General features: G+C 54.1%; 23 protein-coding genes and 1 other annotated feature. Of the genes, 10 read left to right on the top strand and 13 right to left on the bottom strand.

The window, feature by feature from the left end:
- Positions 1–96 precede the first annotated feature (96 nt).
- Positions 97–591 (top strand): ATP-independent periplasmic protein-refolding chaperone Spy, encoded by a 495-nt coding sequence (spy, locus tag IAI47_RS11070; RefSeq protein ID WP_003848356.1) that lies wholly within the window; start codon positions 97–99, stop codon positions 589–591.
- A 74-nt stretch (positions 592–665) separates the two neighbouring features.
- On the opposite strand, the gene cho is transcribed toward spy, so the two are convergent.
- The 5 genes from cho to IAI47_RS11045 form a co-directional block, all read right to left on the bottom strand.
- On the bottom strand, positions 666–1,526 hold the full coding sequence (gene cho, locus IAI47_RS11065) for an excinuclease Cho (RefSeq protein ID WP_039660501.1): 861 nt from the start codon (positions 1,524–1,526) through the stop codon (positions 666–668).
- Between the two features lie 66 nt (positions 1,527–1,592).
- Positions 1,593–2,483, bottom strand: coding sequence for an aromatic amino acid DMT transporter YddG (yddG, locus tag IAI47_RS11060; RefSeq protein WP_008926175.1), 891 nt, complete (start codon positions 2,481–2,483; stop codon positions 1,593–1,595).
- 60 nt (positions 2,484–2,543) lie between these two features.
- Positions 2,544–3,368, bottom strand: a complete 825-nt coding sequence (nadE, locus tag IAI47_RS11055; protein ID WP_008926176.1) for an ammonia-dependent NAD(+) synthetase — start codon at positions 3,366–3,368, stop codon at positions 2,544–2,546.
- A gap of 133 nt (positions 3,369–3,501) precedes the next feature.
- The gene (locus tag IAI47_RS11050) at positions 3,502–4,689 is read right to left on the bottom strand and encodes a multidrug effflux MFS transporter (RefSeq protein ID WP_003848351.1); all 1,188 of its coding nucleotides are present in this window, start codon (positions 4,687–4,689) and stop codon (positions 3,502–3,504) included.
- A gap of 75 nt (positions 4,690–4,764) precedes the next feature.
- Complete coding sequence (locus IAI47_RS11045) at positions 4,765–4,938, bottom strand: hypothetical protein (protein ID WP_008926177.1); 174 nt, start codon at positions 4,936–4,938, stop codon at positions 4,765–4,767.
- Between the two features lie 49 nt (positions 4,939–4,987).
- On the opposite strand from IAI47_RS11045, the gene osmE reads away from it, so the two are divergent.
- The gene (gene osmE / locus IAI47_RS11040) at positions 4,988–5,323 is read left to right on the top strand and encodes an osmotically-inducible lipoprotein OsmE (protein WP_003848350.1); all 336 of its coding nucleotides are present in this window, start codon (positions 4,988–4,990) and stop codon (positions 5,321–5,323) included.
- 65 nt (positions 5,324–5,388) lie between these two features.
- Here osmE and IAI47_RS11035 read toward each other — a convergent pair whose 3' ends face one another.
- The 6 genes from IAI47_RS11035 to hxpB form a co-directional block, all read right to left on the bottom strand.
- Complete coding sequence (locus IAI47_RS11035) at positions 5,389–5,796, bottom strand: DUF6515 family protein (RefSeq protein ID WP_003848349.1); 408 nt, start codon at positions 5,794–5,796, stop codon at positions 5,389–5,391.
- Between the two features lie 188 nt (positions 5,797–5,984).
- Positions 5,985–7,376 (bottom strand): L-cystine transporter, encoded by a 1,392-nt coding sequence (locus IAI47_RS11030; RefSeq protein WP_003848346.1) that lies wholly within the window; start codon positions 7,374–7,376, stop codon positions 5,985–5,987.
- A 151-nt stretch (positions 7,377–7,527) separates the two neighbouring features.
- Positions 7,528–8,118 (bottom strand): metal-dependent hydrolase, encoded by a 591-nt coding sequence (locus IAI47_RS11025; protein ID WP_003848345.1) that lies wholly within the window; start codon positions 8,116–8,118, stop codon positions 7,528–7,530.
- A 140-nt stretch (positions 8,119–8,258) separates the two neighbouring features.
- Complete coding sequence (gene kduD / locus IAI47_RS11020) at positions 8,259–9,020, bottom strand: 2-dehydro-3-deoxy-D-gluconate 5-dehydrogenase KduD (RefSeq protein ID WP_008926178.1); 762 nt, start codon at positions 9,018–9,020, stop codon at positions 8,259–8,261.
- 16 nt (positions 9,021–9,036) lie between these two features.
- The gene (gene kduI / locus IAI47_RS11015) at positions 9,037–9,873 is read right to left on the bottom strand and encodes a 5-dehydro-4-deoxy-D-glucuronate isomerase (protein WP_008926179.1); all 837 of its coding nucleotides are present in this window, start codon (positions 9,871–9,873) and stop codon (positions 9,037–9,039) included.
- A gap of 174 nt (positions 9,874–10,047) precedes the next feature.
- On the bottom strand, positions 10,048–10,716 hold the full coding sequence (gene hxpB, locus IAI47_RS11010; RefSeq protein ID WP_003848339.1) for a hexitol phosphatase HxpB: 669 nt from the start codon (positions 10,714–10,716) through the stop codon (positions 10,048–10,050).
- Positions 10,717–10,861: 145 nt separating this feature from the next.
- On the opposite strand from hxpB, the gene IAI47_RS11005 reads away from it, so the two are divergent.
- A complete protein-coding gene (locus IAI47_RS11005) occupies positions 10,862–11,398 on the top strand; it encodes a YniB family protein (protein ID WP_003848337.1) in 537 nt (178 codons plus the stop codon).
- Positions 11,399–11,410: 12 nt separating this feature from the next.
- Here IAI47_RS11005 and IAI47_RS11000 read toward each other — a convergent pair whose 3' ends face one another.
- Both IAI47_RS11000 and ghoS read right to left on the bottom strand, forming a co-directional pair.
- Positions 11,411–12,304 (bottom strand): fructosamine kinase family protein, encoded by an 894-nt coding sequence (locus tag IAI47_RS11000; protein WP_008926180.1) that lies wholly within the window; start codon positions 12,302–12,304, stop codon positions 11,411–11,413.
- A 78-nt stretch (positions 12,305–12,382) separates the two neighbouring features.
- Positions 12,383–12,703, bottom strand: coding sequence for a type V toxin-antitoxin system endoribonuclease antitoxin GhoS (gene ghoS / locus IAI47_RS10995; protein WP_003848334.1), 321 nt, complete (start codon positions 12,701–12,703; stop codon positions 12,383–12,385).
- A 351-nt stretch (positions 12,704–13,054) separates the two neighbouring features.
- Here ghoS and IAI47_RS10990 point away from each other — a divergent pair, with 351 nt between their 5' ends.
- The 7 genes from IAI47_RS10990 to pheS all read left to right on the top strand — a co-directional run bounded on the left by IAI47_RS10990 (position 13,055) and on the right by pheS (position 18,543).
- Complete coding sequence (locus IAI47_RS10990) at positions 13,055–13,816, top strand: YdiY family protein (protein ID WP_003848331.1); 762 nt, start codon at positions 13,055–13,057, stop codon at positions 13,814–13,816.
- A 247-nt stretch (positions 13,817–14,063) separates the two neighbouring features.
- On the top strand, positions 14,064–15,992 hold the full coding sequence (gene thrS / locus IAI47_RS10985) for a threonine--tRNA ligase (protein ID WP_008926181.1): 1,929 nt from the start codon (positions 14,064–14,066) through the stop codon (positions 15,990–15,992).
- Positions 15,993–15,995: 3 nt separating this feature from the next.
- A complete protein-coding gene (gene infC, locus IAI47_RS10980; RefSeq protein ID WP_033732471.1) occupies positions 15,996–16,547 on the top strand; it encodes a translation initiation factor IF-3 in 552 nt (183 codons plus the stop codon).
- Between the two features lie 99 nt (positions 16,548–16,646).
- Positions 16,647–16,844 carry a 50S ribosomal protein L35 gene (rpmI, locus tag IAI47_RS10975; protein ID WP_004157374.1) on the top strand — a complete coding sequence of 66 codons (198 nt, stop codon included), beginning with the start codon at positions 16,647–16,649 and terminating at the stop codon, positions 16,842–16,844.
- A 44-nt stretch (positions 16,845–16,888) separates the two neighbouring features.
- A complete protein-coding gene (rplT, locus tag IAI47_RS10970) occupies positions 16,889–17,245 on the top strand; it encodes a 50S ribosomal protein L20 (protein ID WP_003853267.1) in 357 nt (118 codons plus the stop codon).
- 117 nt (positions 17,246–17,362) lie between these two features.
- Positions 17,363–17,488, top strand: a sequence feature (Phe leader region).
- A complete protein-coding gene (gene pheM, locus IAI47_RS10965) occupies positions 17,368–17,412 on the top strand; it encodes a pheST operon leader peptide PheM (protein WP_106120997.1) in 45 nt (14 codons plus the stop codon). It overlaps the preceding feature by 45 nt.
- A gap of 71 nt (positions 17,489–17,559) precedes the next feature.
- Entirely contained in the window at positions 17,560–18,543 is a 984-nt protein-coding gene (gene pheS, locus IAI47_RS10960) for a phenylalanine--tRNA ligase subunit alpha (protein WP_003853264.1), read from the top strand.
- Positions 18,544–18,555 lie beyond the last annotated feature (12 nt).

Here is an 18,555-nt window from a genome sequence, read left to right as displayed (position 1 = left end):
TCAGGCTCTGAGTAGTTGACGTTCAGCGTCGTATGCTTGTTTCCGAAGACGCGACAGAGTGCTGTCGTCATTATCATGAATTATAAGGACACTATTATGCGCAAACTGACTTCCCTTTTACTGGCTTCTTCGCTGGCGTTTGGTGCAGCCAGCGCCGTCCATGCAGCAGCAGATAACCTGACTCCACCGCCAGCGGGCAGCGAAAAGGCGATGCACAAACCGCCAATGCGCCACGGCATGGAGATGATGTTTAAAGGTCTGAACCTGACCGACGCGCAGAAAACCCAGATGCGCGACATCATGAAAGAGAGCCACAAAGAGATGAAACGTCCGTCACTGGACGAGCGTCGCGCGGCTCACAGCATTATTGCGTCTGACAGCTTTGACCAGAGCAAAGCCGAAGCGCAGGCAGAGAAGATGTCCGCCAACGCGAAAGAGCATGCGCTGAAGATGCTGGAAACTCAGAACAAGCTCTATAACGTGCTGACGCCGGAGCAGAAGAAACAGTACAACGCGAACTTTGAAAAGCGTCTGACTGAGAAAGCCCCGCACGACGGCAAAATGGCGCCCCCAGCAGAACCGGCTGAATAATATTCGTTAAGCGAACGGTCTGAGACCGCCGACGCTGTCCACTGAACGTGAGTGGGCAGCGTCGGCGGTTTTTTTTATAGCGGAAGAATAGGGTAGACACCCGACAGAATCGGGCGGCAGAGGATTTTATAGCCGTCGTGATCAAAACCGCCTTTGGGCCGCTGGAGTTTTCTGGCCTCATCCATGCTGCTCACCGAACCGAGATAGAACCAGTGATCGATAACATGGATCTGCGTCATCTCTTTGCCTTCCTCCACCAGACCTACGGCACCCTGCCACGGCCAGCAGAAAACCCGCACATTTTCCAGTGCCTCCAGCAGCCGATCCTGATGGTCGCTGACCGGCTCTTTACCGCAACAGGCTCCGGCGCAACGACGCAGAGCCGAGCGGAAGCAGCCGCGTCCCGCACTCAGCGCTTCCAGACCCAGCAGCCCATGACAGAGCTGATACTCATCCGCCAGTTGCTTGAGCCGTTCCAGCGCCGCAAAGCGGCTGCGATAAAGTCCAAACAGGTTGGGTGACTGACTGAAATCGAGATCTTTTGCGTAAACCACATTCGGTTTGCCGTCGGTAATCTGCAGCGAACAGAGCTGGCGATTTTTGCGCAGTCGCTTATTGAACAGCGGCTGCTGGGTTTTGATCATCTGCGCTTCCAGCAGCAGCGCACCGAGATCGCCTGCTGTGGGGATCCAGCTTACGCGCCGTGACTGGCGCAGCATTTTCGCCTCGTCCGGCGTGCGGAAATGGGACATCACTCGCGAACGCAGATTGACACTTTTACCGATATAAAGCGGCAGTGACTCACTTTCGCCATGAAAGGTGTAGACGCCAGGATGATTCGGCAGGCCTTCCAGCCATTCACGCAGGTGTTCGGGATATTGATAAATTGTATTCGCGTCGGGTTCGGGGCGAAGAATGGCAGCACGTCTGACCAAAATGGACTCCATTTACTGGTTGTCCATACAGCATAACAGGCAGGTGAAATGATCGCCAGCTGTCTGTTAAAGACGCCGTGTCGCCAGCCAGCAAATCAGCGAGCCCAGTGTAATCATCGCAACGCCCTGCCAGAAAGCCAGCGGCGGCGTCAGACCCAGCCACAGCGATCCCAGCAGAGCCGACAGCACTGGCGTGAAGTAGGACGCGGTGGCCAGCAGCGTCAGATTGCCCTGCTGAATCCCATGATTCCAGGCGGAATAGGCGATAGCAGTGGAGAGGCCGACAAACAGCACCTCCATTATCGGTATCAGATCGAACGTTAACGGCACAGGACGATCGCTGAAGGCATATTTCAGCCACAGCGCCAGTGCGGTCAGTATAAAAAACAGCGTGACGCCGTTCGAGCCGCGGGCAAAACGGCGGGTAAGGTTGTTGTAGACCGCCCATGTCAGGGCGGCGATAAAGGCGAGTGCATAGGCGACAGGGTTGCGCAGTATATTCTGCCACAGTAGCGCGGGCGAACTGCTGCCACTGCCTTTCATCACCCAGACGATCCCCAGCAGCGACAGCAGCAGCCCTGGCCAGAGCCAGACACGGAAGCGCTGCTGATTAAACGGAATCGCCAGCACGATGGTCAGGCAGGGCCAGAGATAATTGATCATTCCCAGCTCCAGCGACTGGGTGCGATCGCTGGCCAGCCCGATAGCCAGCGCCAGGCAGATCTCGTAACCGACAAAGAGGGCACCGCCCAGCCACAGGTAGAGCGCGGGCAGTGCGCCAGGTCTGGGCAAACCGCGGGTCAGGCAAAGCAGGATCGCCGTGGTGGTGTAGATCAGCGCCGCGCCGCCAGTGGCACCGAAGGCTTCACTGACGCTGCGCAGCAGACCCACGGTGGTGCTCCAGAGCAAAATGGCGATAAGCCCGATGAGGGTAGCGCGCGAGACGGTGGGAGGCATGCAGCGTTCAACAAATTAAATGAGTGAAGCCTCCTTTGCCGGAGCAAAGGAGGCGCAGGATTACTTCCAGAAGTCGTCGAACACAGTGATCGGCGGACGACGTTTGTGCTCAGTTTTCAGATACCAGCCTTCGATAATACGGGCGTTGTCAGGATCGATGCTTTTGCCTTCCAGATAGTCATCAATCATCTCGTAGGTGACACCCAGCGCCACTTCATCCTGCAGGCCTGGACGATCATCTTCCAGATCGGCAGTCGGTTTCTTCAGATAAAGATGTTCCGGGCAGCCAAGATGCTTCAGCAGCTGTTTGCCCTGACGCTTATTCAGGCGGAAAAGGGGATTGATGTCAGTACCGCCATCGCCATATTTGGTGAAGAACCCGGTGACCGCTTCAGCGGCATGGTCGGTGCCGACCACCACCCCTTTGGTCATGCCGGCGATGCTGTATTGCGCCTTCATTCGCTCGCGCGCTTTTTCATTGCCGCGCACGAAATCAGACAACGTGATACCGGCATCTTTCAACGCGCGCTCACTGGCCAGCACGGACTCTTTGATGTTCACCGCCAGCGAACGGTCGGGCTGAATAAAGGCCAGCGCGTCCTGACAATCCTGCTCATCCGCCTGCACGCCATACGGCAGACGCACCGCAATAAAGGTGTAGTCGTTATCGCCGCTCTCCTGACGCAGCTCGCTGATCGCCGTTTGCGCCAGCTTGCCCGCAAGGGTTGAATCCTGACCGCCGCTAATCCCCAGCACCAGCGTTTTCAGTCCGCTGTGACGTTTCAGATAGGCTTTAAGAAAATCGACGCTGACACGCACTTCCTGGTCGGCGTCGATAACGGGCTTGACACCCAGTGCTTCAATAATTTCCTGCTGCAGTGACATGAACTTCTCCTCAGGTCAGTGGCCAGTCGGCTCGATGCGAACGTTTTAGTAAAGCTAACGTGCCGAAGCGAAAACAACAAGCTTAAGCGGCAACTGATTGCGGCTAAACGTTGCGAAATCAGTGAGTTTTTAATTACGACAGCGGTTTTTTCGCCAGCACGTTAAACATCAGAATCGCCATCATAAAGCAGCCAAAAATGGTGGCGCACATGCTCAGTACCGACGTGCCGCCAATGCCGGTGAGCGGCACGGTAATCGCACCCAGCGTGAACATGGTGACGCCAATGACTGCAGAGGCGCTGCCAGCACGGTGGCCCTGACTCTGCATCGCCAGTGACGAGGCAGTGGTAGCGATCACGCCGTTGCTGGCGATGGTAAAGAACAGCGCCAGCAGCAGCAGCGCTAACGGTGCGTGTAGTAGCGCGGCCAGCAGCAGCAGGCTAGAGGCGACAAAAGCCAGTGTCAGACCGCCTTTCAGCACCCGATATTCGCCCCACAACGGACAGAGGCGAGCGCTGGTCTGCGAAGCAATGATCAGGCCAAACCCGTTGGCCGCAAAGCAGAAGCTAAAGGCCTGGGGCGACAGGCCATAGAGTTGTTGCAGCACAAACGGCGAGGCACCGATATAGGCGAACATGCCGGACATCATAAAGCCCTGGGTCAGACAGAAGCCCATAAAGGGTCGATGGGTGACCACCTGACCGAGTGCCGCGTAGGCGGAGAAAATCGAGCCCTGGTTGCGGCGGGCTTCAGGCAGGGTTTCATGCAGCTTCCAGCGCGCCAGCAGGATCAGCAGAATGGCAATGCCGCCCAGTACCATGAAGATGCCGCGCCAGTCGACTATCGTCATCAGCACACCACCCAGTACCGGCGCGCCGACTGGAGCCAGACCGTTAACCAGCATCAGCAGCGCGAAGAAGCGCGTCAGCTCATGACCACTGTACATATCGCGTGCAATCGCCCGCGACAATACCGCGCCGCCCGCCCCCGCTAATCCTTCAAACAGCCGCGCCACCAGCAGTTGGTGGATGTCCTGCGCCAGCGCACAGCCGATTGAGGCGATAAACAGCAGTATCAGTGACAGGGTTAGCGGACGCAGGCGACCGAATTTGTCACTCATCGGGCCAAACAGCAGCTGCCCAAAGCCCAGGCCCAACAGACCGGCGGTCAGACTCAACTGCGCGGTCGCAGTTTCGGTGTGCAGATCCTGCGCCATTTGTGGCAGGGCTGGCAGATAAAGGTCGATACAGAGCGGGCCCAGTGCGGCCAGCAGGCCCAGTGTAATCGCATAAACCAGGCGGTCAGAGTGAGCAGGGGTCATTGTTCCTCGGGATAGTCAGCGATGGGTGAACAGAAGCGGGCATGACAAGCGAACAGCGTCCGAAGGGCGATAATCTCACCGCTCTGCGCGGATACCCATGAGGCAGAGGGTGTCTGAATCGGCGGGGCTATCCAAAACCTGTTTTGGCGGAAAGTATACGGCCGCATTGACAACAAAACAGCCTTCTTTACGAAATCCTGACATTTGATGCACCACTAATTGTTCCTCATAAACTTGATAAATCAGCATTTATGTTCCAGGCTTGTTTCCACATGGACAATAAATGAGGAACAACAAGATGAATAAAGTGATGGGATGTATCGCTGCGGCGCTGACACTGGCTGCACTGTCTGGTTGTACGACTTACGATCGTGCGGAAAGCTACGTGACTAAGCCAGTGGTAAAGGATGTTAAAAAGGGTATGACACGTGATCAGGTTCGTCAGATCGCGGGTGCACCTTCTACTGAAATCACCATGGTCCACGCGCGCGGCACCTGCCAGACTTATGTTCTGGGTCAGCGCGACGGTAAAGCGCAGACTTATTTCGTGAGCTACAACGACACGGGCCGTGTGATGAACTACGGCTTCCAGAGCTGTGCGGAATATGATACCGATCCGCAGGTTCAGCAGTAAGTTTTCGTCTCTCTGAATAGTAAACGGCCCGTAATTTGACGGGCCGTTTTTCGTTGTGGCGCTGACTACAATCCTGCCGGGCGCGGCACCTCAACATAATCACCGTCTATCTGCCGCTGGTAGAAATGACCTGCCTGCACATAGAAGCGTTTGCCGTTAAAGTCGAGTACCCGCATCTCACTGCTGACCCGCGACTCTGCTGGCGGCTCTACCACCACATATTCATCGCCGTGGCGCTGATAGTAACTGCCATTGAGCAGGTAGTAGGTCAGTCCGCCGATCAGCACCGCCGTTGCGGCTTCAGGCAGAAAGCGAATCGGTCCAGGTCCGCCCCAGTGATGTCCGGGACCGATCCAGTGTGGATCGGGTCCGCCATGTCGACCCCATCCCGGGCCCCAGTCGCCAGGATGGGCGAAAGCCAGAGCGGGTGTCAGAAGCGTCAGCGTCAGAAGCGAGGCGATTATCTTTTTCATCAGGTGTTCTCCTCATAATACTGGATGCAGAATTCGCCTTTTACCGGGCAAAGACAAGCACTAAAGCGCGGATTTTTCGCCTGTTTACCATGCTTAACGCTTTCTTAACGGCGTCGCCATCAATGGGGGAGATTATGGAGAAGAGAGACGGAAAAAACCTGGCGCGGGCGCGCCAGGTTTAAGGCAGATTAACGGTGCGCCAGCTCGGCGTTGTCGTCACTTTCCAGTACGCGCTTATCGGTCATGCCTAACCAGCGGCTGGTCAGGGAACCTGCGGTCATCGAACCGTTGACGTTCAGTGCTGTACGGCCCATATCAATCAGCGGCTCAATGGAGATCAGCAGCGCCACCAGGGTCACCGGCAGGCCCATCGCAGGCAGGACAATCAGTGCAGCAAACGTTGCACCTCCACCAACACCGGCCACACCGGCTGAGCTCAGCGTGACTATCCCAACCAGCGTGGCAATCCACAGTGGATCAAACGGGTTAATCCCGACGGTTGGCGCAACCATCACGGCCAGCATGGTCGGATAAAGACCGGCACAGCCATTCTGGCCGATTGTGGCGCCAAAGGATGCCGCGAAGCTGGCAATCGACTCCGGCACGCCAAGACGACGGGTCTGGGTTTCAACGCTCAACGGAATGCTGGCTGCGCTGGAACGGCTGGTGAAGGCGAAGGTGATAACCGGCCACACTTTACGGAAGAAGCGCATTGGGTTGATACCATTAACCGACAGCAGCAGGGCGTGGACACCAAACATGATGGCCAGACCGAGGTATGAGGCGACCACAAAGCTGCCCAGTTTGATGATGTCCTGCAGGTTTGAACCGGCAACCACTTTAGTCATCAGCGCCAGCACACCATACGGCGTCAGCTTCATCACTAAACGCACCAGCTTCATCACCCACGACTGCAGCGTATCGATCGCCACCAGCACGCGCTGACCTTTCACTTCATCATCTTTAAGCAACTGCAGTGCAGCCACACCCAGGAACGCGGCAAAGATCACGACGCTGATGATTGAGGTCGGACTGGCGCCCGTCAGATCGGCAAACGGGTTTTTCGGGATAAAGGAGAGCACCAGCTGTGGCACGGTCAGGTCAGCCACTTTGCCGACATAGTTGCTCTGGATCGCACTGAGACGCGCGGTCTCCTGCACGCCCTGTACCAGACCTTCTGCGCTCAGACCAAACAGGCCGGTGACGAAGACGCCGACCAGTGCTGAGATGGCGGTGGTAAACAGCAGAACGCCGATGGTCAGCACGCTGATTTTTCCCAGCGAAGAGGCGTTATGCAGACGAGCGACCGCACTCAGAATGGAAACGAACACCAGCGGCATGACGACCATCTGCAGCAACTGGACATAGCCATTACCGACGATGTTAAACCAGCTAATCGACTCTTTAACCACTGCGCTGTTTTCGCCGTAGATCAACTGCAACACCAGGCCGAACAGTACGCCGATCACCAGACCGGTCAGCACTTTTTTCGACAGGCTCCAGTTATGACGGCTGAAGCGGGAGAGCAATACCAGCAGCACCACAAAGGCCACGATATTAAGCGTAAGAGGAAGGTCCATGCTGAAACTCCAGAGTAATGCGGCCTTCCGTCATGGGAAGGCCGCATAATGTTAATCACGAATTAAGACAGCAGGAATGGTAACAGCAGGTGCAGAGGGTGCCTTATATCCAAATGGCATGGTTTATAACTAAATGGCGTTTTGCGCGTTTTTATTGCGCAGTATGACTGGAAATTAATCGCCCGACGCCATTTTGTAGCGTATCGAACAGCTGAGATGGCCAGCCGTTTGCACCAAAAGATGGCATCCCTACCGGGAACCACAGCGCATAGCCTACCAGTCCCAGACACAATGCCCGCTCCAGCTGATTGCCCTTCTGGCTGCGCAGAATCGGCAGGCGGAAGCGCCAGCGGCAGGGCCACAGCAGCGGAACCCCGGCGGGCGTCAGCATATCGGCCACTATATGGCTCAGGTAGCCGAGCGTCAGACCCTGCAGCACATCCGGTGGAATCGGTGACGACTGAGGCAGGTTAATCTGAAAAAGCCATAAACCGGCGGCAATCGCCAGCAGACTGTGGGTAAATCCCCGATGGCCGAACGCCCGTGCAATAGGATGAGAGAGCCAGCTGAGTCGCTGTCCCAGCAGAGATTTAGGATGATCGATGTCGGGCAGCAGACAGGTCAGCAGGGCTGAGGGAACAAGATGCCACCAGTCGGCCTGTGCCAGCACGGGTGTCAGCTCAGCACGCTTGGCAAAAATAGCGCTGGCAATGGCAAAAATGATGTGGCCTTCGCCCGTCATGATAGAACCTGGTTACAAAGAAAACTGTCGATGCATCCAGTATAGGGATTTATCCAGTAAATGAGAACATGTGACGCTGTAACGAAGCGTGAATTTTATTAATAAAATGGACAGTGCCAGGACACTGCCCGTTGGGGAAATTAACGCGCCAGCCAGCCGCCATCGACGGCCAGGGTGTAGCCGTTGACATAATCAGACGCAGCAGAAGCCATGAAGACTATCGGGCCCATCATGTCATCAGGCACGCCCCAGCGTCCGGCCGGTATCCGGCCCAGGATCTCTTCGCTGCGGGACGCGTCATTTCTCAACTGCTCGGTATTGTTGGTCGCCATGTAGCCAGGTGCGATGGCATTGACGTTAATGCCATGCTTTGCCCACTCGTTTGCCATGAGACGGGTCAGGCCCATCACGGCACTTTTCGAGGCGGTATAAGAGGGCACCCGAATTCCGCCCTGGAAGGAGAGCATGGACGCGATATTGATAATCTTGCCGCCGTGTCCCTGTGCGATAAATTGACGGGCAACCTGCTGAGACAGGAAAAACAGGCTCTTGCTATTGATATTCATCACGTCATCCCAGTCCTGCTCGCTGAAGTCCAGGGCGTCTTCCCGGCGAATAATACCGGCATTATTGACCAGAATGTCAATTTTACCTGCAGCGGCCAGCGCCTGCTCAACCACAGAGGCTACTACGCTGGTCTGCAACAGATCGGCCTGCACCGGCCAGAAGCGGCGACCCAGCGCCTCCACCTTGCTTTGGGTGTCATCCGGGCCGTTACGGTTAACGCCGACAATATCGCAGCCCGCCTGTGCCAGACCCAGCGCCATGCCCTGACCTAAACCGGTGTTGCAGCCGGTTACCATTGCCACTTTACTTTCCAGGCTAAACGTATTCAGTACCATAGTATTTCTCCTCTGCTTAGCGCAGTTCACTGATTTTGACGTGATCCATGTCATCAAAGACCTGATTCTCACCCACCATGCCCCAGATAAAGGTGTAACGCTGGGTACCGACACCGGCGTGAATTGACCAGCTGGGTGAGATCACCGCCTGCTCGTTATGTACCAGCAGATGACGGGTCTGCTGCGGTTGCCCCATCATGTGGAAGACGGCGCTCTCTTCGCTCATATCGAAGTAGAAATAGACTTCCATGCGACGTTCGTGGGTGTGGCAGGGCATGGTGTTCCACAGGCTGCCTTCATCCAGTTTGGTCAAGCCCATGGTGAGCTGACAGGTGGGCAGCACATCCGGCACGATGAATTTATGAATGGTTCGGCGGTTCGAGGTCGCGGCATCGCCCAGCGTGGCGGTAGCCGCCTCCTGCAGCGTGATTTTCCTGTCCGGGAAGGTGCTGTGTGCGGGTGCACTGTTGAAATAGAATTTGGCGGGCTGAGACGGATTCAGACTGCGGAACAGCAGGTTGCGGGCACCTTTGCCGATGTAAAGCGCCTCTTCGTGACCGATTTCCCACGCTTTACCGTCCACTTCCACACGCCCCGGTCCGCCAATATTGATCATGCCCAGCTCGCGGCGCTCGAGGAAATAGCTGACGCCCAGCTGTTTTCCCATTTCATCACCCATCGTCACGGGCGCGTTTACCGGCATGACGCCGCCAATGATGATGCGGTCGATGTGGCTGTAAGTCAGGGCGTAGTCATCGGCAGTGAAAATCGTTTCAATCAGGAACTCACGGCGCAACGCATCGGTGTCGAGTTGTTTAGCGTGATCGCTGTGAATGCTTTGACGAATGTCCATCTCAGGCCTCTCTGCAGGTCAGGTTTTTATGCCCCGAATGGGGACGCTTCGGGCATCTTAGGCAGAGTGGTACTGGAATTCAATAAAAATGAAACGTTGTTTTATTTTATTGCGAGTGAGATCAAGTGAGAAGATTGCCAGGCAAAAAAAAGCCCGCATCAGGCGGGCGGTTCTTCATCCCTGCAGATGCTGCAGGCTGAGCTGTGTCAGAGCATCCAGCCGGACATCCGCCAGCGCCCAGCGAGGGTCGTCACGGTGTTCAGCGGCGGGTACCACAATTGACCGCATACGCGCCGCTTTGGTGGCGATCATGCCGTTAAAGGAATCTTCCAGCGTGACACAGTTAAGCGGATCGATTGCCAGGCTGTCGGCTGCGTTGAGATAGACCTGCGGATGAGGCTTACTGTAGGGCAGGGCTTCTGCGGAAGAGAGCACATCGAAATAGTGGCGCAGATTGAACATCTCCAGCACCTGCTCAAGCATCCTGAGCGGTGAGGCTGAGGCAAGGCCGATTTTCAGTCCCTGTTCGCGGCACAGTTGCAGCGCCGTTTCCACGCCTGGCAGCAGGGGCCGCGTCTGATCCACCAGCGTCATCGCACGGGCAATAATACGATCAGTAACCTCCTGCTGCGAAGGACCCTGCCAGGGCAGTGTTTCGTACCACATCCGTACAGTCTGATCGATGCGCAGACCCAGAGTGTCGGGCATTTCACTGCGACGTGACAGGTCAACATCCAGCGTTGAAAAGATATCCAGCTCAGCCTGATCCCACAGCGGCTCAGAATCGATCAGTAAACCATCCATATCAAACAGGGCGGCGAGGACAGGGCGGTGATACGGCATCAGAGTTCTCCTTATAAAGTCGACTTTACCTTAACATCATTCTCTGCGGGCGCACTCTCTGCCCGATCGACCACGCTTTATTTGGGAAATTTCACCGTTGGCAGGTAGACTGACGGCAAATTGGATTCCAGGTTCAGGAGATATCATGACCTATCAACAGGCTGGCCGTATCGCCATCCTTAAGCGCGTGGCGGGCTGGGTGCTCTTTTTAGTGGCGCTGATGTCGACCATTATTTCTGTGCTGAGCTTTATGTTTAAGCACAGCGAAAAGCAGCCCGGCATTGATGCCGTTATGCTTGATTTCGTTCATGTCATTGTCGATATGCTGCGCTTCAATACGCCGTTCCTGAACGTTTTCTGGCATAACTCGCCGGTACCCGAATTTAACGGTCAGATGAACCTGGGCTTCTGGCTGATCTACATTCTGATTTTTGTCGGGCTGGCGCTGGAGTCGTCAGGCGCGCGGATGGGACGTCAGGCGCGTCACGTTAAAGAGGGCATTGAGGACCAGATGATTCTGGAACAGGCAAAGGGCCCGGAAGGGCGCACCCGTCAGCAACTGGAAGAGAAGGTGCGCGTCCCCCGCCACACCATCTTCCTGCAGATTTTCCCGCTTTATGTGCTGCCAGTGGTGATTGCGATAGCCGGTTATTTTGCACTGTCGCTGCTGGGTTTTATCTGACGGTAAACCTCGTCAGGCCGGCCTGGCCTGACTGTTGCCGAGTGCATCTTCATCCAGCAACTCGCCAATAGCGAACTGTGCATCGCCAGGCCAGTGCCCGCCAAACACGTTAGCCCGGTTCAGCAGATAGTAAAGCTGATAAACGGGCAGGCGCTGTGAAAACCCATCGGGTAACGGCCACACCGACTGATAACCGTCGTAAATCTGGCGGGGCAGGTCGGGGTACCAGCTTAGCATCGCTAAATCACATTCACGGTCACCCCAGTAGCAGGCGGGATCGAACAGCCAGGGGCCCTGGTCGCTGCTGGCGCAGTTAGCGGGCCAGAGATCGCCATGCAGCAGCGACGGTTGCGGATGATGGGACGCGAGCACCCGCTGCACGGAGGCGATAATCAACTCCGTATCGCCGTACTGAATGCCTTTTTCCGCCGCCAGCTGCAATTGCCAGCCAATGCGCTGTTCGGCAAAAAACACCGACCAGCGCCGCAGCCAGCTGTTAGGTTGTGGCGTGGTGGTAATATTATTGTCGAAATCCAGTCCGAACTGGGTCTGCTCGCTCCACTGGTGCAGGCGAGCCAGTTGCTGTCCCAACTGAAACGCGCTCTGTTCATCCAGCGGCTGTGGCCGGATATATTCCAGCAGCAGAAAGCTCTCCTCACGGTGATGACCCACACCATAGACTTTAGGCACCCGAACTGTGCCGGTGCGCGCCAGCAAGGCCAGCTGATCGGCTTCCCAGGTAAAAAGCGAAAGCATATCGCGGCTGTTACTTTTGACAAAGACGTCATGTTCACCGTAGCGGATATGCCAGGCAGGATGGATATCACCACCCGCAAGGGCGTGACGTTGAGTGATTTCGGCGTTGCCTAACTGCTCGCTTAACAGACGACTAATGGCTGACCACATTGGGCTATCCTCGTTATTCGCTGCGTAAGAACGATTGTATTGCCTAAATATTCACCAAAACGCGCACGATTGCACCTCTTATTCTGGCGCGGAGGTGGCGGGGCGAGAATCCGCCGTGTTGCGCAGATACTCTTCAACGGTCATGACAGTCACTTCAGGTTTCTGACCCAACGCGCTTTCACCGGCCGCCGTAACCTGTTGTCGCAGATCTTCAGCCTCCAGTGAACTGACAATGCCATAGCTGTTCGTTCCCAGCTCATGGGGGTGACCGTCGTTGTCAGTCAGCGTGGTGGTAAAACCGGCGGCGGTCATTGCGCTGGTCAGTTCCAGGATGTCACTCAATCCCGACTCCTGATAATGAAAGGTCACAATGTAGCGGGTTAAATCATTGCTGCTCATGCGGTACCTCCAGGGGAAAAGAAACTGAACTGAGCGTAGACCATGGCGAAAAATCAGGCGAATTATGAAGGAGATGCCGGGTATCGGACGTGACGCACAGCGTAAATCTGTGTAAGGAGCCAGGAGGATGATGAAAAATTCTTCTGCCGTTACGTCTGGCTTTTCATTTGTGCAGCACTATAATGCGCGACGTTAATAAGATGAGTCCCAATTAACAGGGGTTGTCAGGGCAATTCCAGGCATTTTGTGTAAGTTAATAATTTTTTACAAAACTTACCGTAAATTGCATTGAATGCCTGGCAAAACGCTTCAGACTCTCCGTTTTTTAAACAGTCGCACGGATCACATTTAATGAAAGCCTATAACAAGCTGTCTGCTGTTCTTTTGCTCTCCGCCGGAGCTTTTTGTCACCAGGCACTGGCCGATAACGCCGTATTTACATCAATGGATGACCCTTCTACCGCTAAAAAGCCATTTGAAGGTTCTGCTGCTGCGGGATACCTGGCGCAAACCGGTAACACGACCAGCTCATCCACAACGGCCCAGACCAATATGACCTGGTATCAGTCATCTATGGCATACAGCTTGTGGGGTAACGCAGCTAATACCTCTTCAAATGATGAGCGCTCTTCTGAGACCTACAACATTGGTGGTCGTTCACGTTACAACCTTAACTCGTATGACTACCTGTTTGGACAGGCGAGCTGGTTAAGCGATCGTTTCAACGGTTACGATTCACGCGACGTCCTGACTGCCGGTTACGGTCGTCAGATTCTGAATGGCCCGGTACATTCGCTGCGTGCGGAATTCGGTCCGGGCGTACGTTATGATGATTACCACGCCGGTGGCCATGAGACCAAGGCGCTGGGATATGGCGCAGTCAGCTATCAGTGGCAGCTGACCGATACCACTAAATTCATTCAGGGTGTCTCCGTGCTGAGTACCTTCGGAGAAGACACCACGGTGAACTCCGAAACCGGTCTGCAGGTAGCGATTAACAGCCATTTCGCGCTGAAACTGGCTTACAACGTGAGCTGGAACAACCATCCGGCTGAATCTGCGCCGGATCGTACGGATACCAAAACCTCAATCATGCTCTCTTACGCCATGTAAGCGCATTTTTGCCTGGGGTGTATCCGGCGGCCTGACAGTGTGTCAGGCCGCTTTTTTTTGTCCTCTCCATGGCTTAGGGAAAAGGGGATGGGTTTTTCTCAACGGGGAAAACTGCTATTATCTGCCCCGCACTAAAATCCTGGCGACATTCCGACAATGTGGGTCTGATATCACGCCAGGTCACTCATTCTACATTACATTGCATGTAGGCTTTCGTGTGGCTTACCACTGCAAATAAGGATATGAAATGCCTGTAATTACGCTTCCTGATGGCAGCCAGCGTGTCTTTGACCGCCCCGTCAGTGTGATGGATATTGCGATGGACATCGGTCCGGGTCTGGCAAAAGCCTGCATCGCTGGCCGTGTTAACGGTGAACTGGTTGATGCTGTCGATCCCATTACCGAAGATGCTGCTGTTGCGATTATTACCGCTAAAGATGAAGCGGGCCTGGAAATCATCCGTCACTCCTGTGCGCACCTGTTAGGGCATGCGATTAAACAGCTGTGGCCGGATACCAAAATGGCGATCGGTCCGGTCATTGATAACGGCTTCTATTATGATGTCGACATCGATCGTACCCTGACTCAGGAAGATATCGACCTGCTGGAAAAACGCATGCATCAGTTGGCTGAAACCAACTACGATGTGGTGAAGAAAAAGGTCAGCTGGCAGGAAGCACGTGACGTCTTTGCGGCGCGCGGCGAAATTTACAAGACCACCATACTTGATGAAAACATCAGCCATGACGATAAACCTGGCCTGTATCATCACGAAGAATATGTCGACATGTGCCGCGGTCCGCACGTGCCGAACATGCGGTTCTGCCATCATTTTAAACTGCAGAAGATCTCCGGTGCCTACTGGCGCGGCGACAGCAGCAACAAAATGCTGCAGCGTATTTATGGCACCGCATGGGCAGACAAAAAGCAGCTGGCAGCCTATCTGCAGCGTCTGGAAGAGGCGGCGAAGCGTGACCATCGTAAGATTGGTAAGCAGCTGGATCTCTACCATATGCAGGAAGAAGCACCAGGCATGGTCTTCTGGCATAATGACGGCTGGACCATCTTCCGCGAACTGGAAGTGTTTGTCCGCAGCAAATTAAAAGAGTACCAGTACCAGGAAGTTAAAGGTCCCTTCATGATGGATCGCGTCCTGTGGGAAAAAACCGGGCACTGGGAAAACTACAAAGAAGCGATGTTCACGACCTCGTCTGAGAACCGTGAATATTGCATCAAACCGATGAACTGTCCTGGGCATGTTCAGATCTTCAATCAGGGTCTGAAATCTTACCGTGACCTGCCATTGCGTATGGCGGAGTTCGGTAGCTGTCACCGTAATGAACCATCAGGTGCGCTGCACGGTCTGATGCGTGTACGTGGCTTTACCCAGGATGACGCGCACGTCTTCTGTACTGAAGAGCAGGTACGTGACGAAGTAAACAGCTGTATCCGCATGGTTTATGACATGTACAGCACCTTCGGCTTTGAAAAGATCGTGGTGAAGTTATCCACCCGTCCTGAGAAGCGCATCGGTACTGATGAAATGTGGGATCGTGCCGAGGAAGACCTGGCTGCCGCGCTGAACGAAAACAATATTGAGTTTGAGTTCCAGCCTGGCGAAGGTGCGTTCTACGGTCCTAAAATTGAGTTCACGTTGTATGATTGCCTTGATCGCGCCTGGCAGTGCGGCACAGTTCAGCTAGACTTCTCCCTGCCAAAACGCCTTGAAGCAACGTATGTGGGTGAAAACAATGATCGTCAGACGCCAGTGATGATTCACCGTGCGATTCTGGGATCAATGGAGCGTTTCATCGGTATTCTTACCGAAGAATTTGCCGGTTTCTTCCCAACCTGGCTGGCACCGCTGCAAGTCGTGGTAATGAATATTACCGATGGACAAGCGGAATATGTTGAGTCTTTGACGCGTAAGCTGCAGAATGCTGGCATTCGTGTGAAAGCAGACTTGAGAAATGAGAAGATAGGCTTTAAAATCCGCGAGCACACATTACGTCGCGTCCCTTATATGTTGGTCTGCGGTGATAAAGAGGTGGAAGCTGGCAAAGTTGCCGTTCGCACCCGCCGTGGTAAAGACCTTGGGTCGATGGATGTCGATGTGTTTGTTGCGAAATTGCAACAAGAGGTTCGCAGCCGAAATCTTCAACAATTGGAGGAATAAAGTATTAAAGGCGGAAAACGAGTACTACCTACGCGTCCGAACAAGATTAACAGTGAAATTCGCGCAACTGAAGTGCGCTTAACAGGCATGGATGGCGAGCCGATTGGCATTGTCACATTACGCGAAGCTTTGGAAAAAGCTGAGGAAGCGGGCGGCGACTTAGTCGAAATCAGCCCGAATGCCGAACCGCCGGTCTGCCGTATTATGGATTACGGCAAGTTCCTCTATGAAAAAAGCAAATCTTCTAAGGAACAGAAGAAGAAGCAGAAAGTTATTCAGGTTAAGGAAATCAAATTCCGTCCTGGAACCGATGATGGCGACTATCAGGTCAAACTACGCAACCTGATTCGCTTTCTGGAAGATGGCGATAAAGCCAAAATCACGCTGCGTTTCCGCGGTCGTGAGATGGCGCACCAGCAGATCGGTATGGAAGTGCTTAACCGCGTCCGTAAAGACCTGTGTGAAGATCTGGATTTGGCCATTGTCGAATCCTTCCCTTCGAAGATCGAAGGCCGCCAGATGATCATGGTGCTCGCTCCTAAGAAGAAACAGTAGGCTTTCAAGTAGCAGTAATCGCGCAACGCTTGCGTTGTGCGATTGTCTGTTCGCCTGTCTGGGTCATGTTATTAACAATGCGAAGTGGATATTTTTAAAATGCCAAAGATTAAAACTGTACGTGGCGCGGCTAAGCGCTTCAAGAAGACCGCTTCTGGCGGCTTCAAGCGTAAACACGCAAACCTGCGTCATATTCTGACTAAAAAATCTACTAAGCGTAAACGTCACCTGCGTCCGAAAGGCATGGTGTCTAAAGGCGATCTGGGTCTGGTTATTGCCTGCCTGCCGTACGCATAAGTAAATTTTTTTCTTTAATTCAGAATATTAAACAGGAGAGCTAAATGGCTCGTGTAAAACGTGGTGTAGTTGCTCGCGCACGTCACAAAAAAATCTTAAAACAAGCTAAAGGCTATTACGGTGCACGTTCACGTGTTTACCGTGTTGCTTTCCAGGCTGTTATCAAAGCTGGTCAGTATGCTTACCGTGACCGTCGTCAGCGTAAGCGTCAGTTCCGTCAGCTGTGGATCGCGCGTATTAACGCAGCGGCACGTCAGAACGGCATGTCATACAGCCGTTTCATCAATGGTCTGAAGAAAGCAGCCATTGAGATTGACCGTAAGATCCTGGCCGACATCGCTGTATTCGACAAAGTGGCATTCTCTGCACTGGTCGAAAAAGCGAAATCAGCCCTGGCGTAAGTCAGATGGAAAAGGGAGCTTGCTCCCTTTTTTATTGCCTGTAACTTACGCAAATGATTGACATTTTAGTCGCTGAGCATTTCAATAGTACCCCTGTATAGCATCACAAGGTAACCGCAAGCATGAATGCTGCTATTTTCCGTTTCTTTTTTTACTTTAGCGCCTGACATTCGGGGGCTTTTGCGCATAAGAGAAGAAACGAAAAATCGCGCTGAAAGCCTCCCTCGTGGAGGCTTTTTTGTTTCTGGCGCTAGCATATTGGACCGGCAGGTCCCAACGAGAACTGACCAGCCTGACTGGAAAAAGAGGAAATTATGTCCCAACTCGCAGAACTGGTGGCCAGCGCCACGGCGGCCATCGACGGGGCGACGGATATCGCCGCCCTTGACGCGGTGCGCGTCGAATACCTCGGTAAGAAAGGACATCTGACACTGCAGATGACCACATTACGCGAGCTGCCAGCCGAAGAGCGTCCTGCAGCGGGTGCTGTTATCAACGAAGCGAAACAGCAGGTCACCGAGCGTCTCAATGCACGCAAAGATGCGCTGGAATCCGCAGTGCTGAACGCCCGTCTTGCGGAAGAGACCATTGATGTTTCTCTGCCGGGCCGTCGTATTGAGAATGGCGGTCTGCATCCTGTGACCCGCACCATGGATCGCATTGAGACTTTCTTCGGTGAGTTAGGCTTTGCTGTCGTGACCGGACCAGAAATTGAAGATGATTATCATAACTTCGATGCGCTGAATATTCCTGCCCATCATCCGGCGCGTGCCGATCATGATACCTTCTGGTTCGACGCTACCCGCCTGCTGCGCACCCAGACCTCTGGCGTACAGATCCGTACTATGCAGGCTCAGCAGCCGCCAATCCGCATTATTGCACCAGGCCGCGTCTACCGTAACGATTACGACCAGACGCATACGCCGATGTTCCATCAGATGGAAGGGCTGATTGTTGATAAAAACATCAGCTTTACCAATCTGAAAGGGACGCTGCACGATTTCCTTAACAACTTCTTCGAAGAAGATTTGCAGATCCGTTTCCGTCCTTCTTACTTCCCGTTTACTGAGCCGTCCGCAGAAGTGGACGTGATGGGTAAAAACGGTAAATGGCTCGAAGTGCTGGGTTGCGGCATGGTACATCCAAACGTGCTGCGTAATGTCGGCATCGATCCGGAAGTCTATTCCGGCTTCGCCTTTGGTATGGGCATGGAGCGTCTGACCATGTTGCGCTACGGCGTGACCGATCTGCGTGCTTTCTTCGAAAATGATTTACGTTTCCTCAAACAATTTAAGTAAGGGCAGGATATC

This window comes from Pantoea sp. MT58 (genome assembly GCF_014495885.1).
GTDB lineage: Bacteria > Pseudomonadota > Gammaproteobacteria > Enterobacterales > Enterobacteriaceae > Pantoea > Pantoea eucalypti.
This window is presented reverse-complemented; position numbering and strand designations above follow the sequence as displayed.